Consider the following 15,781-nt stretch of genomic DNA (forward strand, 5'->3'; position numbering starts at 1 on the left):
CCTCGCTCGCTAGATAAATCTAAAGCGAAAGCATCACGGCCAACCACAGGAGCAGAGCATGACCGTGAACTACTTCCCCCCCGCCGGCACCGACTACCTCCGGCTCTGGACCGACGCCGTCATCGAGCTGGCCGGCGGCGAGGAGACCATCGAGGCTGACGGCTGGTTCTGCGTGACCCGCAGCAACCCCGAGCGACAGAACCCGAACGCGATCGTCACGCAGATCATCCAGATGTACCTGCCCGGCCGCAGCGAGCACCTCGGCAACTTCGTCTTCAGCCTCAACCCGCAGATCCCCACCATGGGCGAGGAGACCACCTTCGCGGTCAACAAGTTCGACAGCCGGTTCAAGGGCTACTTCAACGTCTACTTCCAGCTCGAGCTGCTGGACCAGGGCAAGACGCTGATCAACAAGGAGCCCGTGGTGATCGAGGGCGTCTTCGGCGCCCTGCCCCCGATCGGCGCCATCGGCGAGATGGCCCCCGGCGACCGCGTCGGCATGTACGACAAGGACAACCCCGACTCCGAGCCCGTGATGTACATGCTGGCCACCAGGAAGATCGTCGGGCAGTACGTCACCGGCGACTACGCCGCCCGCAAGGAGGACTTCCTGGCGGTCAAGGAGCAGGCCGCCGAGTTCGCCCGGACCGGCAGGCTCGGCTCCATCGCCGAGGTGTGAGGTCCGACCCGATTCGAGGCGGGGGCGCGTAGCGGCCCCGCCTCAAAGCGTGCGCGAGGAGAATGTGTGAACACCGGTACGACAGACCGCCGCTGGAGGCTCGTCCCGCCCGGCTACCGCCCGGTCCTGCGCAACCGCCGGTTCATGCGGCTGCTGCCGGGCCTGCTGATCTCCAGATTCGGCGACGGCATGGGCGGGGTGGCCCTGACCTGGCTGGCGCTCGAACTGGCGCCCGCCGATCAGCGCGGCCAGGTCGTCGGGCTGGCCCTGGCCGCCTACGTGCTGCCGGGAGCGCTGTCCGGGCTCCTGCTCGGCCGGTGGTGCGCCCGCCTCGACAGCCGCACGCTGCTGATCACCGACGCGCTGCTGCGTGCCGCCCTGCTGTCGTCGGTCATGGTGCTGCACCGGTTCGACGCCCTGTCGGCATTCGGCTACATCGGCATCCTCGCGCTCTCCTCCCTCTTCCACACCTGGGGCATGGGCGCCAGGACAGCGGTCGTGGCCGAGCTCGTGGACGAGGAGGAGGACCGGCGCGCGGCCAACTCCCTGCTGTACTCCGGCGGCCAGCTCAGCCTGATCCTGGGCCCGGCCGTCGCCGGCCTGCTGGCCACGGCGATCGGCCCCGACGCGGTGCTGGCCACCAACGGGCTGTGCTTCCTGGTGCTGGCCGTCTCGCTCGTGGGCTTCCCGCGCCTCGGCCGGCCCCCGGCGGAGGAGGCCGAGGGGCTGGGCAGCATGCTCCCCGGGCTGCGCGCCCTGTTCGGCAACGTGCGGGTGGCCACGCTGATCGTGATGACCTTCGTGGTGGCCGTCATCGCCACCCCCGTCGACGTCGCCCTGCCGGTCTACGTGGCCGACATCCTGGGCGGCTCGGCGAGCACGCTCGGGCTGTTCTGGACGCTGTACGGCGTGGGCGGCCTCGTGGGGGCGATCCTGGGCGGCGCCCTGCGCAGGATCCCGCTCTGGCCGGCCACCATCGCCATCGCCTTCGGCTGCGGCGCCGCGGTGCTGCCGCTCGGGCTGACGGCCATGTTCCTGCCCGCCCTCATCGGCTTCGCCATCAGCGGCTTCGTCTTCGCGCCCTACCCCGCCCTGTCGACCACCCTGCTCCAGCAGTCCATTCCCGCCGCCGCGATGGTGGCCGCGGGAACCGCCTGGTCGAGCATGATCCTGGTGGCCGAGCCGATCGGCTCGGCCCTCGGCGGCGTCATGGTGCAGCGGCTCGGGCCGCAGCCCACCATCCTCATCTCCGCCTTCGCCATGATGGGCGTGGCGCTGCTGGCCTGCCTGCCCTCCCTCCTGTCGCGCCTGCTCCGCAGGCCCCAGCCCGTCGGAGCGCCCGATGCGTGACACCGGCTCAGTGGACCAGTTCAACCGCATGGCCCGCCGCTACGACAGCAGCCCCGGCCAGTACGGCTGCCGCCGCGCCGACCCCGAGGTGCTCGCGGCGGCGGCCGACCTGTCCCCTGACACGGTGCTGGACGTGGGCTGCGGCACCGGGCGGCTGCTGAGCCTGGCCGCCGGCCGGTGGCCGCGGGCCCGCCTGTACGGCGTGGACCCGGCCGGCGAGATGGTTCGCGTGGCGGGCGAGAAGCTGCCGCGGGCCCGCCTCCACGTGTGCGGCGCCGAGCGGCTGCCGTTTCCGGACCGGAGCTTCGACCTGGTGCTCAGCACCACGGCGTTCGGCCACTGGCAGGACCAGCCCGCCGGGTTGCGGGAGATCGCCCGTGTGCTGCGCCGTCCAGGCCGGCTCGTGCTGGCCGAGCACCGGCCGCCGCCGCGCTGGGCCCGACCGCTCCTGCGCCTGGTCGGCGGCGAGCTGCCGGCGCACCGCACTCCGGACGAGACGCGGCACCTGCTGACGCAGGCGGGTTTCCAGGTGCGGAGCATCGGGCGGGTGCGGGGCGGGCTGGTGCTGGCGGTCGCCGAGCCGGCGAGCTGACCGGCTCCCGCCCTCGCCGCGGGAGCCGGTCAGCACGTTCCTGGACGGGCACGCCGGTCAGCAGGTCCTGCGGACCCGCACGCCGGTCAGCTCGCCTTGCGCTCGATCGGCACGCCGGTCAGCAGCGCCTTGAACAGCACCGGCTTGGCCTCGTTCTGGAAGTCCACGTCCGCGTGGAAGTCGTTGATCATCCCTTCCAGCACCAGCAACGACAGCAGCGGGAAGACGAACTCGGGGGCGGCGTACAGGCCGCTGCGCCGCTGCAGGTCGAAGAGCTTGGCGGCGAAGGGCGCCAGGCGGAAGTCGCGCGCCGGACGGCTGGCCGCCCCGGCGACCAGCGCCCCGATGCCTTCGCGGAAGGCGTCCAGATCGGCGTGCTCGCCGATACTCCTGGCGCTGCGGATGACGATGCCGGCGCAGTAGGGGCCGTTGCCGCGCGCCATGTTGAGGAAGAACTCGGCGAACAGGCGGCGCACCTTCGGCTCCAGCCGGACCACGAAGCCCGCGTCGAGGATGACGATGCCGCCGTCCGGCGCGATGTACAGGTTGCCCGGATGCAGGTCGCAGTGGACCAGGCCGTTGATGAAGAGCATGCGGTACGCGCACCGGAGCACCCGCCTGACCACCAGCTCGGCCACCTCGGCGGGCAGCTCGGCCGGCCGGATCCGCCGCAGGCCGGGCAGGTACTCCATGACCAGCACCCCCTCGGCCCCCGCTTCGCGCACGGGTTCGGGGACGCGCAGGTAGGCCAGGTCCCCGAGGTTACGGCGCAGCGCGTCGAGCGCGTCGGCCTCGGCCGCGAAGTCGAGCTGGGCCAGCACGGCGTCGCGGCACTGCCCGACGATCTCGCCGGCGGGCAGCCCCCGCATGCCGGGCAGGCGTCGCATGAGACGGGCGCCCGATTCGGCCAGGGCGAAGTCGGCGCGCATGCGCGGCGCGATCCCCACGCGGCGCACCTTGACGGCGACCTGCCGCCCGTCGGTCAGCACGGCCCGATAGACGCACGCGATGCTGCCGCTCGCGATCGGTTCCCAGTCGAAGTCGGCGAAGGGCCACGGGCGGCCCGCGTAGGCCGACCGCACCGCCTCGCGGGCATCCTGCTCGCTCATCGGGGCCACCTGGTCGTGGAGCCGGCCGAGCGCCTCGCAGATCTCCCGCGGCAGCAGATCCTGCCGGGTGCTGAGCAGCTGGGCGCCCTTGACGAAGCTGGGCCCCAGCTCGGTCACCAGCGTGCGCAGCTGCTTCCTGAGCACCGCACGACGTGTTCCCCTGCCGCTCAGGGCGATCGCCGGCAGGGCGGCGCAGCTCCGGCGCACGGTGACTGCGGCGATGGCGAGGGCACGGCTCCAGGTTCGAAATGCCATTGCGGGCCCCTCGGTCGGTGATGTCCTCAGCGTGCCGTATATACGAAAAGGCAATGGCGATCGATTGCTGGATCCCGAAAGATTCCACCTATTTCAGAGAAGCGCACCCTATATCTACTGATATGCAACCAATCACTTTGCCCGGCATCGAGGAATACGCCCTTGCGCACACCACTCCGGACCCCCCGAGCCTGCTGGCGCTCGCGGCGGAGACCCAGGCAAGGTGTGAGCGGCCGCACATGATGGTGGGACCGGTGGAAGCGCGTTTCCTGCAATTCCTGGTGTGGACGTTGCGCCCCAGGGCCGTCCTGGAAATCGGTACATTCACCGGCTATTCCGCGTTGTCCATGGCCGGCGAGTTGCCGCTCGACGGGCACATTGTCACGTGCGAACTCAGCCAGGAGCACGCCGACATAGCGCGCAAGCACATCGCGACGGCGGGCCACGACGACCGCATCACGGTCGTCGTCGGGCCGGCCATGGAGACGATCCGCACGCTGCCCGGCCCCTTCGACCTCATCCTGCTCGACGCCGACCAGGCCCACTTCCCCGAGTACCTGGACGAGCTGGTGCCCAAGCTCACCGACAGGGGCGTGCTCGCCGTCGACAACACCCTGTGGAGCGGGGCCGTCCTCGACCCGTCCGACACGCTGGACAGCACCGAGGGCATCCGCCGCTTCAACGACCTGGTGGCCGCGCGTACGGACCTGATCTCGGTGCTGCTCAGCGTGCGGGACGGGCTCACCCTCATCCGCCGTGCCCCGGGAGGAACGCAGACGTGACCCCGCACGGCATCGACCACCTCGAACTGTTCACCGGCGAGCCCGCCCGGCTGACCGCCTACCTGCGGGACGGCCTCGGCTTCACCGAGCACGCCGACGTGCCCTTCCCCGTCGAGGACCGCACGTCGGTGCTGCTGACCCAGGGACACATCGAGCTCGTCGTGAGCGCGCCGCGGCAGCAGGGCAGGGCCGCCGCCTTCGTCGCCAGGCACGGCGAGGGGGTCGCCGACATCGCCCTCCGCGTCGCCGACGCGGAGGCCGCCTTCGACGCGGCCGTCGCGCGCGGGGCCAGGCCCGTGCGGGAGCCCACCACGTTCGGGCAGACGGTCATCGGGGTCGTCGGCGGGCCGGGAGACGTCGTGCACTCGCTCGTCGAAAGGCCCGGACGCGAGCCCTCAGGCGCCGGCCCGCTGCTCCTGGTCGACCACGTCGCCATGTGCCTGCCCGCCGGGATGCTCGCCCCCTCCATCAGGTTCTACCGCGACGTCTTCGGCTTCGAGACGATCTTCGAGGAGAAGATCGAGATCGGTGACCAGGGCATGGACTCCAAAGTGGTGCAGAGCCCGTCGGGCGGCATCACCTTCACGCTGATCGAGCCGGACATCGCCCGCGCCCCCGGGCAGATCGACGCGTTCCTGGACCGGCACGGCGGCGCGGGAGTGCAGCACGTGGCGCTCATGACCGACGACATCGTGAGCTCCGTGGCCGAGCTCGAGGCCCGCAACGTGGAGTTCCTCACCGCCCCGCTGCGCTACTACGACACCCTCGCCGAGCGCGTGACCACCATGACCGACCGCATCCAGGTCCTGCGCGAGCGGAACGTGCTGGTCGACCGGGACCACTGGGGTGTGCTGCTGCAGATCTTCACCAAGCCCGTCCATCCCTCCGGCGCCTTCTTCTTCGAGCTCATCGAGCGGCGAGAGGCCAGGACGTTCGGCAGCGGCAATGTGCGCGCGCTGTACGAGGCCGTGGAGCAGGAGCGCCGGGCCTCCCTCGCGGCGAGACCGTGATGACGACCTCCGCGCTCGGCCAGGAGCCGTCCGTCGCCCTGCGGACGGAGGACTTCGCCGTCCTGGCACAGGCCCGGCTCGATCCCGCCGTCTGGGACTTCCTGTCCGGCGGAAGCGGCGCGGAGCGCACCCTCGCCGGCAACCTGCGGGCCTTCGACGCGGTACGGCTGCGCCCGCGGATCCTGACCGGCACGGCCGAACCGGACACCCACGTCGACGTGTTCGGGCACCGGTGGCCGGCGCCCTTCGCGATCGCCCCCGTCGCCTGCCACCGGCTGCTGCACCCGGAGGGAGAGGTCGCCACCGTCAGGGGAGCGGGAGCGCTGGGCGCCGTCACGATCGTGCCCATGCTGGCCAGCCGGACGCTGGAGGACATCAGGGCGGCGGCCGGGGCCCCGCTGTGGCTGCAGCTCTTCTGGACCAGGGACCGCGGCCTCATGACCGAGCTCGTCCGGCGGGCCGAGAGCGCCGGATACGGCGCCCTGGTCATCACCTCGGACATGCCCGTGATGGCCAGGCGGCTGCGCGACCTGCGCAACCGCTTCGTGATCGAGCCGGAGCTCGGCCCGGTCAACCTCGGCTCCGCCGGGGTGCAGGTGCGCGGCGGCGAAGGCGAGTCGGGGGTGAGGGCGCACGCGGCCAGGACCTTCGATCCCACCGCCACCTGGCACGACCTGGAGTGGCTGCGCTCCACCACCAGGCTGCCCGTGATCGTCAAGGGCGTGCTCACCGACCGCGACGCGGCGCTGGCCGTACGGCACGGCGCCCAGGGTGTCGTGGTCTCCAACCACGGCGGGCGGCAGCTGGACGGGGCGCAGTCCTCGCTCACCGCCCTGCGCAAGGTGGCGGACGCGCTCGGCGGCCGGGTGCCGGTGCTCATGGACGGCGGCGTGCGCAGGGGCGTCGACGTGCTGGTCGCGCTGGCCGCCGGCGCCGACGCGGTGCTGCTCGGCCGCGCACCCATGTGGGGCCTCGCCGCGGCGGGCGAGCGGGGCGTGCGGGAGGTGCTCGCGCTGATCCTCGAGGAGCTGGAGGAGGCCATGCTCCTGTGCGGTGCCGCGACCACGGCCGATCTCGGGCCCGGCCTGCTGTCGTGGAGCGCGCCATGACCGCGCTGCTCAACGAGATCCCGGCCGAGGACCTGTGTCCCGCGCTGGGGCATCCCGTGCTGAGCTCGGCCGCCTTCCTCAACGAGGTCGCCGGCCGCTACCCGCGGGCCGTCTCCCTGGCCGCGGGCCGGCCGTACGACGGCTTCTTCGACCCCGCCGAGCTCGGCGACAACCTGCTGGCCTACCAGGAGCACCTGATCGGGCGCGAGGGCCTGTCCCCCGGCGAGGTCACCCGCCGCCTCTTCCAGTACGGCAGGACCGCCGGGCACATCCACGGCCTGATCGCCGAGCTGATCGCCAACGACGAGGGCATCCACGTGCCGGCCGAGTCGATCGTCGTGGTCAACGGGGCGCAGGAAGGCATGCTGATCACGCTCAGGGCGCTCTGCAACGCGCCCGGCGACGTGCTGCTCACCACCTCTCCCGCCTACATCGGCATCCTCGGTGCGGCCAGGCTGCTCGGCATCGGCTGCGCCGCGGTGGCCGAGGACGAGGACGGCGTGGATCCCGCGGCCGTCGCGGCCGTCGCGCGCCGCCTGCGCGGCAGCGGCCGGCGCCCCCGTGCCCTGTATCTGGTGCCGGACTTCTCCAACCCCAGCGGCCACACGCTCAGCGCGGAGCGTCGCGGCGCCCTGCTGCGCGTGGCCGAGGACGAGGGGCTGCTGATCCTGGAGGACAGCCCCTACGGCTTTCTCGCCGACCCGCCGCTGCCCAGCCTCAAGTCGCTGGACACCTCGGGCCGGGTGATCCACATCGGTTCCTTCGCCAAGACGTGCTTCCCCGGGGCCAGGGTCGGCTACGTCGTCGCCGACCAGGTGGTACGGCACGCCGACGGCTCGCGCTCGACGCTGGCGGACCAGCTCGCCCTGATCCGCAGCATGATCACGGTCAACACCTCGTCGGTGGCCCAGGCCGTGATCGGCGGCATCCTGGTGCGTTCGCGATGCCGGCTGCGCGAGCACAACGCCGAGCGGATCCGCTTCTATCGCGAGAACCTGGCCGCCCTGCTGCGCGCCCTGGACCACTGGCTGCCCGATGACGTCAGGCACCGGCTCGGAGTGTCGTGGAACGCGCCGGGCGCCGGCTTCTTCGTGGTGGTCAGGGTGCCCTTCCCGGCGGACGAGAACCTGCTCACCGTCTCCGCGCGCGACTACGGCGTGGTGTGGACGCCCATGAGCTACTTCTTCGCCGACGGCGGCGGATCCCGCGCGATACGGCTGTCGTGCAGCTCGGTGAGCGCCGCCGACCTCGAGGAGGGCGCGCGCCGGCTCGCCCTGCTGGTGCGCGACACAGCCCAGATGAGGAGATGATTGCCATGGCTGCTGATGGAACGGCGGTCCGGCGGCCGTTCACCGGCGACGAGTATCTGGAAAGTCTCCGTGACGGACGGGAGATCTGGATCCACGGCGAGCGCGTCAAGGACGTCACGGAACATCCCGCCTTCCGCAACAACGCCAGAACCATCGCCGGTCTCTACGACGCGCTGTGGGACTCGCCCGACAGGGACGTGCTGACGACGGAGACCGACACCGGCAACGGCGGCTTCACCCACCGCTTCTTCCGCTCTCCCGCCGACGCCGTCGAGCTGCGGCGCAGCCGCGACGCGATCGCGGCCTGGCAGCGGCGGGTGTACGGCTGGCTGGGCCGTTCCCCCGACTACAAGGCCTCCTTCCTGGCCACCCTCGGCGCCAACGCGGACTTCTACGGCGAGTACGCGGGCAACGCCCGCCGCTGGTACCGCCTCGCCCAGGAGCGGGTGCTGCACCTCAACCACGCCCTGGTGCATCCGCCGGTGGACCGGCACCGGCCCCCGGACGAGGTGGCCGACGTGTACGTGCACGTCGAGCGGGAGACCGACGAGGGCATCGTGGTGAGCGGCGCGAAGGTGGTGGCCACCGGCTCGGCCCTGACGCACTACAACTTCATCGCCCACCACGGCCTGCCGGTGAAGGAGAAGCGGTTCGGCGTGGTGTTCATCGCCGCCATGGACACCCCCGGCGTCAAGCTGCTGTGCCGCCCCTCTTACGAGCTGGCCGCGGCCACCCTGGGCAGCCCGTTCGACTACCCGCTGGCCAGCCGCATGGACGAGAACGACACGGTGATCGTCTTCGACCAGGCGCTGATCCCCTGGGAGAACGTGCTCGTCTACGGCGACGTGGAGAAGGCCAACACCTTCTTCCACAACTCCGGCTTCCTGCCCAGGTTCGCCCTCCACGGCGTCACCCGGCTGGCCGTCAAGCTCGACTTCATCTGCGGGCTGCTGATCAGGGCGGTGGAGATCAACGGCACCGACGACTTCAGGGGCGTCCAGGCCAACATCGGCGAGGCCATGGTGTGGCGGCACCTGATGTGGGCGCTGTCGGACGCGATGATCCAGGGCTGCCGTCCGTGGAACGAGGGTTACGTGCAGCCCAGCGAGGAGTACGCGCTGGCCTACCGGGTGCTGGCCCCCATCGCCTACGGCAAGGTCAGGGAGCTGGTCCTGCACACCGCGGGCAGCGGGCTGATCTACCTCAACTCCGGCGTGGCCGACTTCCACAACGAGGAGGTCCGGCCGTACCTGGACCAGTACCTGCGCGGCTCGCACGGGCACACCGCGGAGAACCGGGTCAAGGTCATGAAGCTGCTCTGGGACGCGGTCGGCAGCGAGTTCGCCGGGCGGCAGGAGCTGTACGAGCGCAGCTACGCCGGCAACGCCGAGGAGAACCGGGTGCAGGTGCTGCGCAAGGGCAAGGCCGCGGGGGTGGCGGGAGACATGCTCGACCTCGTCGACGTGTGCCTGTCCGAATACGACCTCACAGGCTGGATCACCCCCCGCCTGGCCGGCCCCTGAACATCCTGGGGGAAAGGTGAGCGACCAGCCGCTGATCGACGGCGCCGACCTGGTGGCCGTGGCACAGAAGTACGTCGACGGTGCCTCGGTGTTCGCGTCAGGGCGTCAGCCGCTGTCCAGGCTCGCCTCCGTCACCCTCGACCTGGACCTCGACTACTGCAGGGAGGTCGCGGACTACTACGACCGCGCCCCCCGCATGGCCTACTCCCCCGCGGTCAGGCGCAGCTACGACCGCATGAAGGAGGAGAACGCCGAGCAGTTCCACGCGATCATCGCGGCCGGGATCGAGGTCGAGCCCTGGCTCGGCCCCGGCCAGCCGTACCGCGGCTCGCGCGACCTGCGGGCCGGGGTGTTCAGGACGGGCACGATCCACGTCTTCCTGACGCGCGACGGGCACGGTCCCGGCGGGATCCACGGCTACCACCCGCTCAGGGAGGGCTCCGGGATCGTGATCCGCGGCATCGAGTTCACCCACAACGACATCTTCCGCGTCGTGCACGACGTCTTCGGCCACGTCATGCCGGGCAACAGCTTCGGACCGCGGGGCGAGCTCCTGGCGGCCTACTGCCACATGCACATGTACTCCGACGACGTGCACCCGGTCATCTTCATCGAGCACGTCGGCCAGATCTGCTGGTTCTTCTACGGGCCGCACCTGCGTGACCCGGCGGGACTCCTGCCCAGGCCGGGCGAGCCCGGCTACGTCCCGCCTCCGGACCGGCCGTACGCCGCGCAGAAGGTCTTCCCCTTCGAGCGGAAGTACATCGACCGGTTTCACAGCATGTTCTCCACACGGGAGTTGGGATGACACACAGCCTGGAGCACTTCGTCCTGTCCGAGACGGTCAGGGAGGACTTCCCCTTCCTGCGGCAGGGCGACCCGCTCGTCTACCTTGACAACGCGGCGACCACGCAGAAGCCGCAGGCCGTCCTCGACGCGCTGATCGACTACTACACCCGCAGCAACAGCAACGTCGGGCGCGGCTACTACCGGCTGAGCATGGAGTCGACCGAGCGCTACGAGCAGGCCAGAGCGGTCGTCCAGCGTGCTCTCGGGGCCCGGCACCCCGAAGAGGTGATCTTCACCAGGAGCACGACCGACGCCACCAACCTCGTGGTCGACACCCTCGGCAGGCAGCTGGTGCGGGCGGGCGACCAGGTCGTGGTCACCGGCATGGAGCACAACTCCAACCTGCTGCCCTGGCGGCGGCTGTGCGAGGAGACGGGTGCCAAGCTCGTCGTCGTGCCCGTCAACGCCCAGGGCCGCGTGGACACCGCCGCCTTCGCCGCCGCGCTGGGGCCGCGCACCAGGCTCGCGGCCGTCGCGCACGTCTCCAACGTGCTCGGCACGGTCAACCCGGTCCAGGAGCTGGTCGCCGAGGCGCACCGGCACGGCGTCATCGTGATGGTCGACGGCGCCCAGGCGGTGCCCCACCGGCCGGTGGACGTCGCCGAGCTGGGAGCCGACTTCTACTGCTTCTCCGGGCACAAGGTCTACGGGCCCATGGGCATCGGCGTGCTGTACGGCAGGCGCGAGCTGCTCGCCGAGCTGCCGCCGTACCAGGTGGGCGGCGGCACGGTGAAGGGGGTGACCTTCGCCGAGCCGGTCGAGTACGTGCCCGTGCCCAACCGGCTGGAGGCCGGCACCCCGCACGTCGCGGGGGCGGTCGCGCTCGCGGCCGCCTTCGAGTACCTGGAGCACCTGGGCTGGGACGCCGTGCGGCGGCACGACGACACGCTGGTGCGCGCGACGCTCGACGCCGTGGCCGGCCTGGACGGCGTGCGCGTCGTCGGCGATCCGGGCAGCGACCCCTGCGGGATCGTCTCCCTGTCCTTCGAGGGCCTGCACCCCTACGACGTGGGCGGCCACCTCGACCGGCACGGCATCGCCGTGCGCTGCGGGGTGCACTGCGCCAGCACCTTCCTCGACGACCTCGGGCTGGTCGGCACCGTTCGCATCTCGTTCGGCGTGTACAACACGCCGGCGGAGATCGAACGGCTCCGCGACGTCCTGGCGACCGTCGAGCCGGGCTTCTGGACCCTCGAGCAGCCGACCACCCGATTCCTCTGAGGTGCGCCATGACGTCGGTCGTGAACGAGCAGCGCGAGATCTGGGACGCGGTCAGCGAGGGCTGGCGGCGCTGGCAGAACGTCTTCGAGCGGGGCGCGGCCTCCGTGAGCACGGCGCTCGTGCGCCTGGGCGGCCTGCGCCCCGGGCACTCGGTGCTCGACGTCGGGACGGGGCTGGGCGAGCCGGCACTCACCGCCGCCGGCGTGGTCGGGCCACGGGGCAGGGTGATCGGGATCGACGTGTCCCCCGCCATGATCAGCGCCGCTCGCGCGCGGGCTGCGCACCTGCCCTTCGCGGAGTTCGTGGTGGGCGAGGTGACGACGACGGCCCTGGCGCCTGGCGCCTTCGACGCCGTGCTCAGCCGCTGGGGGCTGATGTTCGCCGCCGACCGTGCCGCCACGCTGCGCGCGCTGGCCGGGCTGCTCAGGCCCGGAGGCGTGCTGGCCGCGGCGACGTGGGCGCCGCCGCCTGCCGTACCCATGATCAGCCTGGCCTTCCGGGTCATCGCCGAGCGGCTCGCGCTGGCCCCGCCGCCTCCGGGCCTGCCCGGCCCCTTCTCCATGGCCGACCCGAAGGCGGTGGCCGCCGAGCTCGCCGAGGCGGGCTTCACCGAGGTCACCGTCACCGAGCGGAAGGTGCCGTTCGTCATGGACTCGGTGTCGCACTTCGTGGCCTTCTCCAGGGACGTGCTCCCGCCCAGGATGCGTTCGCTCGTACGGGAGGCGGCCGACCCGCTGATCTGGGAAGCGGTCGCCGAGGCCGCCGCGGCCCACGCCAGGCCGGACGGGTCGCTCGACCTCACCTCCACCTGCCTGTGCGTGCGGGGTGTCCGGTGAGGCCCGACACCAAGCTGATCCACGCGGGGCGGCCCAGGGAATCCGGCACCGGAGACGTGATCCCGCCCGTGCACCTGTCGGCCACCTACGACCGGCGACCGCAGGACCCGCCGCGGTACTTCTACGGCCGCGGCGAGAACCCCACCCGCGAGGATCTCGAGCTGTGCCTGGCGGCGCTCGAGAACGCCGCGTTCGCCACCGCCTACGCCTCCGGGCAGGCCGCCGCGGCCGCGGTGGTGGGCCTGCTGTCCCCCGGAGACCGGCTGGTCTGCTCCGACAACGTCTACAGCGGCACCCGCGCCCTGCTGGAGTGGACCGGCAAGTACGGCATCACCGTCGAGTACGCCGATCTGGCGGAGCCGTCCCTGGTCGAACGCGCGGTCCAGGGCGCCGACCTGGTGTGGGTGGAGAGCCCCACCAACCCGCTGATGAAGATCGCCGACCTCGACCTCGTCTGCCGCGCGGCCCGCGCCACGGGAGCCACCGTCGTCGTGGACAACACGCTCGCCGGTCCGCTGCTCCAGCAGCCGCTGAGCTGGGGCGCGGACATCACGCTCTACAGCACCACCAAGTCGATCTCGGGCCATCTCGACGTGATCGGCGGCGCGCTCGTCTACAACCGTCCCGAGCTGCACGACCAGCTGCTCGCCCACCGCACCGCCACCGGCGGCGTCCCGGGGGCGCTGGACTGCTTCCTGATCCACCGAGGGCTGAGGACCCTGTCGGTCCGGGTCGAGCGCCAGGTGCGCACCGCCGAGGCGATCGCCGCGATGCTCGCCGGTCACCCGTCGGTCTCCCTGGTCCGCTACCCGGGCCTGCCCGACCACCCCCAGTACGACGTCGCCAAGCGTCAGATGTCCGGCCCCGGTTCGGTGCTGAGCTTCGAGTACGCCGGCGACCCCGCCGCGCTGATGGCGCGGCTGCGCTTCTTCGGCTGCGCGGTGAGCCTGGGCGGGGTGCACTCCCTGATCGAGTGTCCCGCCATGATGACCCAGCGTCCCGTCCCCCGCGAGGTACGGCTTCGCATGGGGCTGTCCGATCGCCTCATCCGGCTGTCGGTCGGCCTGGAGGACCGGCGTGACCTCATGGAGGACCTGCAGGAGGCCATGCGAGGAGCGCCGTGATCCTCCTGGACGGGGCGGTGGCCACGGAGCTGGAGCGGCGCGGGCTGCCCATGGCCGCCCCCTGGTGGACCACCCGGGCCCTGCTCACCGAGCACGGCCGGGAGCTGCTGCGTGCCGTGCACCGGCGCTACCTGGAGGCCGGAGCCAGGGTGCTGACCGCCAACACCTTCCGCTGCAACCTGCGGGCGTTGCGGCGGGCCGAGCTGGACGAGCGGCAGGCGGGCCGCATGGTGCGGCTCGCCGTGGACCTGGCGCGGTCGGCGCGGGACGGTCACGACGACGTGGTGGTGGCCGGTTCGATGGCCCCGGTCGAGGACTGTTACCGGCCCGACCTCGTCCCCGCCGACGCCGAGCTCCGCGCCGAGCACCGGTGGATGGCCGGGCAGCTGGCGGCGGCGGGGATCGGCCTCGCCCTGATCGAGACGGTCAACACCGTCCGCGAGGCGCGGATCGCGGTGGAGGAGGCGCGGGAGGCGAGCCTGACCGCCTGGGTCAGCTTCGTCTGCGGCCCCTCCGCCACCCTGCTGTCGGGTGAGCCGGTCGCGCGTGCCGCCGCCGCCGTCTACCGCGCGGGGGCCGCGGCCGTGCTCGTCAACTGCACCTCGCTGGACGTGGCGCGCGGCTGCGTCGCCGAACTGGCCGGCCTCGGCGCCGGCGACATCGGCGTCATGCCCAACCTCGAACCCCGCAACGGCCCTCCGGTGCCACCCGACCGCTTCGCCGCGCTGATGTCGGGCTGGCGGCGGCGGTACGGCCTGACCCTGCTCGGCGGCTGTTGCGGCACGACCCCTGCCCACATCACGGCCCTGAACGGATGGGAAGACGCGCATGATGGACTGGCCGCAGGTCCGCGAGCTGTTCACGATCGACCCTGACCTCATCCACCTCAACACCGCCGGCCTCGGCTCGGCGCCGCGCCCCGTGCTGGACGTCATCGGCGGCGCCGACCGGGTGTACGCGAGGTCGCCGCGCGACCCGTTCGCCGACACCGCGCTCACCGACGTGCGGGAGTCCCTGGCGGGCGGGCTGGGATGCGAGGCCGACGAACTGGCCGTCGTGCCGAGCGCCACCGACGCCAACGCCCGGATCCTGGCCGGGCTCGACCTGCGCGAAGGCGACGAGATCATCACCACCGACCACGAGTGCTACACCGTGCGCGCGCCGCTGTGCCAGCTGCGCGACCGTCGTGGCGTCGTCCTCAGGGAGCTCACCCCGCCGGTCGGGGCGGGGCAGCGGGCCGAGGAGATCGTCGAGCTGGTCCGGTCGGCGATCACGCCGCGCACCAGGGTGCTCCAGTGGGCCGGGATCACGCTGACAACCGGAGCCGCCTTCCCCACGGCCGAGCTGGTCGAGCTGGCGCGGCGGCACGACCTGATCACCGTGCTCGACGGCAGCCAGGTGCTCGGCCACGTCCCCCTGCGGCTCCGGGAGCTGGGGGTCGACTTCCTCAGCGCGTCGGGATCGCGCTACCAGTGCGGCCCCATGGGCACCGGCCTGATCTACGCGCGCAACCGGCCCCTGCCCCTGCCGGTCTTCTGGCCGGTCGTCTCCCTGCTCTACCCGCTGCGGGACGGCCTGCCCGCCCGGCCCCACGACCTCGGGCGCCTGCTCCAGCAGAGCGACTCGGCCGACCTGTCGCGGGCGCAGGGCCTGCGCATCGCCTGCGAGCTGTGGGACCGCATCGGCCGCGACCGCATCCGGCGCCACGTCCTGGAGCTGAGCGCCCACCTCAAGGAGCGCGTCGTCCACCACTGGGGCCGGGCCGCGCTCCTCAGCCCCCTGGACGACCCGCGGCTGCACTCGGGCCTGGTGGCCTTCGACCCCTTCGGGGGGAGCGCGGACATCGGCGGGTTCGTCCAGCTCAAGCGGCAGCTGGCCGATGAGCACGGGATCACCGTCGAGATCACCCGCTTCGCCCACCCCGGCGTGCGGGACGAGCTGCCCGCGGTCCGGATCTCCCCGCACCTGTACAACGACGTGGAGCAGATCGACCGGGCGATCGACACGATGATCAAACTCTGCCGCTGAAGGG

At 71.9% G+C, this 15,781-nt stretch carries 15 protein-coding genes; 14 read left to right on the plus strand and 1 reads right to left on the minus strand.

Going from position 1 to position 15,781, the window contains the following annotated elements; translation table 11 throughout:
- Window positions 1–58: 58 nt before the first annotated feature.
- From ABZX22_RS30670 to ABZX22_RS30680, 3 genes are all read left to right on the plus strand, one after another.
- Complete coding sequence (locus ABZX22_RS30670) at window positions 59–679, plus strand: DUF6073 family protein (RefSeq protein WP_354915439.1); 621 nt, start codon at window positions 59–61, stop codon at window positions 677–679.
- A 66-nt stretch (window positions 680–745) separates the two neighbouring features.
- On the plus strand, window positions 746–2,029 hold the full coding sequence (locus ABZX22_RS30675; protein WP_354915442.1) for an MFS transporter: 1,284 nt from the start codon (window positions 746–748) through the stop codon (window positions 2,027–2,029).
- Window positions 2,022–2,621, plus strand: coding sequence for a methyltransferase domain-containing protein (locus ABZX22_RS30680; RefSeq protein ID WP_354915445.1), 600 nt, complete (start codon window positions 2,022–2,024; stop codon window positions 2,619–2,621). The genes ABZX22_RS30675 and ABZX22_RS30680 overlap by 8 nt, the downstream gene beginning before the upstream one ends.
- An 86-nt stretch (window positions 2,622–2,707) precedes the next feature.
- Here ABZX22_RS30680 and ABZX22_RS30685 read toward each other — a convergent pair whose 3' ends face one another.
- Complete coding sequence (locus ABZX22_RS30685) at window positions 2,708–3,985, minus strand: AarF/UbiB family protein (RefSeq protein ID WP_354915448.1); 1,278 nt, start codon at window positions 3,983–3,985, stop codon at window positions 2,708–2,710.
- Window positions 3,986–4,107: 122 nt separating this feature from the next.
- Here ABZX22_RS30685 and ABZX22_RS30690 point away from each other — a divergent pair, with 122 nt between their 5' ends.
- Genes ABZX22_RS30690 through ABZX22_RS30740 form a run of 11 tightly spaced genes read left to right on the plus strand, consistent with a single transcriptional unit; the run spans window position 4,108 to window position 15,777 of the window.
- Entirely contained in the window at window positions 4,108–4,767 is a 660-nt protein-coding gene (locus ABZX22_RS30690) for an O-methyltransferase (protein ID WP_354915576.1), read from the plus strand.
- Window positions 4,764–5,777: a 4-hydroxyphenylpyruvate dioxygenase gene (hppD, locus tag ABZX22_RS30695; protein WP_354915451.1), complete on the plus strand. Its 1,014-nt coding sequence runs from the start codon at window positions 4,764–4,766 to the stop codon at window positions 5,775–5,777. Before ABZX22_RS30690 ends, hppD begins: the two co-directional genes overlap by 4 nt.
- Window positions 5,777–6,886 (plus strand): alpha-hydroxy acid oxidase, encoded by a 1,110-nt coding sequence (locus ABZX22_RS30700; RefSeq protein ID WP_354915454.1) that lies wholly within the window; start codon window positions 5,777–5,779, stop codon window positions 6,884–6,886. The genes hppD and ABZX22_RS30700 overlap by 1 nt, the downstream gene beginning before the upstream one ends.
- Entirely contained in the window at window positions 6,883–8,196 is a 1,314-nt protein-coding gene (locus ABZX22_RS30705) for a PLP-dependent aminotransferase family protein (protein WP_354915457.1), read from the plus strand. The genes ABZX22_RS30700 and ABZX22_RS30705 overlap by 4 nt, the downstream gene beginning before the upstream one ends.
- 5 nt (window positions 8,197–8,201) lie before the next feature.
- Complete coding sequence (locus ABZX22_RS30710) at window positions 8,202–9,719, plus strand: 4-hydroxyphenylacetate 3-hydroxylase N-terminal domain-containing protein (RefSeq protein WP_354915460.1); 1,518 nt, start codon at window positions 8,202–8,204, stop codon at window positions 9,717–9,719.
- 16 nt (window positions 9,720–9,735) lie between these two features.
- On the plus strand, window positions 9,736–10,527 hold the full coding sequence (locus ABZX22_RS30715; RefSeq protein WP_354915462.1) for a crotonobetainyl-CoA--carnitine CoA-transferase: 792 nt from the start codon (window positions 9,736–9,738) through the stop codon (window positions 10,525–10,527).
- On the plus strand, window positions 10,524–11,789 hold the full coding sequence (locus tag ABZX22_RS30720) for a cysteine desulfurase (protein WP_354915465.1): 1,266 nt from the start codon (window positions 10,524–10,526) through the stop codon (window positions 11,787–11,789). The genes ABZX22_RS30715 and ABZX22_RS30720 overlap by 4 nt, the downstream gene beginning before the upstream one ends.
- An 8-nt stretch (window positions 11,790–11,797) precedes the next feature.
- Complete coding sequence (locus ABZX22_RS30725; protein WP_354915468.1) at window positions 11,798–12,625, plus strand: class I SAM-dependent methyltransferase; 828 nt, start codon at window positions 11,798–11,800, stop codon at window positions 12,623–12,625.
- Window positions 12,622–13,749, plus strand: coding sequence for a PLP-dependent aspartate aminotransferase family protein (locus ABZX22_RS30730; RefSeq protein ID WP_354915471.1), 1,128 nt, complete (start codon window positions 12,622–12,624; stop codon window positions 13,747–13,749). Before ABZX22_RS30725 ends, ABZX22_RS30730 begins: the two co-directional genes overlap by 4 nt.
- Complete coding sequence (locus tag ABZX22_RS30735; RefSeq protein ID WP_354915474.1) at window positions 13,746–14,624, plus strand: homocysteine S-methyltransferase family protein; 879 nt, start codon at window positions 13,746–13,748, stop codon at window positions 14,622–14,624. The genes ABZX22_RS30730 and ABZX22_RS30735 overlap by 4 nt, the downstream gene beginning before the upstream one ends.
- Entirely contained in the window at window positions 14,578–15,777 is a 1,200-nt protein-coding gene (locus tag ABZX22_RS30740) for an aminotransferase class V-fold PLP-dependent enzyme (protein WP_354915477.1), read from the plus strand. The genes ABZX22_RS30735 and ABZX22_RS30740 overlap by 47 nt, the downstream gene beginning before the upstream one ends.
- Window positions 15,778–15,781 lie beyond the last annotated feature (4 nt).

Origin of the sequence: Nonomuraea sp. NPDC003804, assembly GCF_040610675.1 — a bacterium.
Taxonomy (GTDB): Bacteria; Actinomycetota; Actinomycetes; order Streptosporangiales; family Streptosporangiaceae; genus Nonomuraea.